This window comes from Acinetobacter seohaensis, from assembly GCF_056431365.1.
This window is the reverse complement of sequence record NZ_JBWKMK010000066.1, coordinates 1-624: the sequence shown is the minus strand read 5'-3', so window position 1 is coordinate 624 and position 624 is coordinate 1. Positions and strand designations below refer to the sequence as shown.

Below are 624 nucleotides of genomic sequence, written 5' to 3'. Positions count from 1 at the left end.
TTACACCGTGACAGCCTATGGAATTGAGGTAATCCCTAAAGCAAATGTTTTAGGTTCTTGATGGTGAAGTAGGAATTAAACATCAAACCCACATTGAGTAGGTTTGAGTAGGTTTTAAATAACGGTTTCCAGATCATTTCAAAATCGTGGTTTCAGATGCCTCAGCCTATAAACAATTTGGAAATTCTGTTGCTATTCCAGCGATACAGGCAACTGCAAAAGAAATATTAAAAGCATTGAAGATTGGTGAGTATGATTACAGCAAATAAGGGGGAATGGAGTGAACTCTATATTTAAATATTACACATCAACTCTTAATTCAGTTAAAGATATTTTTAATGAAATTTCTTATGAAAATCCAATGAAATATTCTTTTGAACATCAGCATCCTTTTTATCAGTTTAAAATTAAAAAATTATTGTGTGAAATAGCAATTGGAATGATGCCTGGTACAGTTTGGACAGGTAACGAAATTGATTCTACAGGTGGATATTTAGTAAGGCTCTAGACTAGCAGAATAGATATGTTAGTCTAGAATCATGATAGAAAACAGTAAATTAAGTCACTATAAGATTAAAAAAATTATTCAGTGCTTTTGCATTGATATTCCTGCTTCTAAAACAG

1 protein-coding gene and 2 pseudogenes are annotated in these 624 nt (G+C 31.9%); all 3 read left to right on the top strand.

The genetic code is table 11. The features are described 5' to 3' along the window. Nucleotides 1–137 precede the first annotated feature (137 nt). A pseudogene (locus AC07E5_RS09640) lies at nucleotides 138–269 on the top strand (DNA cytosine methyltransferase); the annotation flags it as partial. Between the two features lie 11 nt (nucleotides 270–280). After that, on the top strand, nucleotides 281–508 hold the full coding sequence (locus AC07E5_RS09635; protein WP_498625326.1) for an HpaII family restriction endonuclease: 228 nt from the start codon (nucleotides 281–283) through the stop codon (nucleotides 506–508). A 31-nt stretch (nucleotides 509–539) separates the two neighbouring features. Then, nucleotides 540–624, top strand: a pseudogene (locus AC07E5_RS09630) (IS1595 family transposase); the annotation flags it as partial.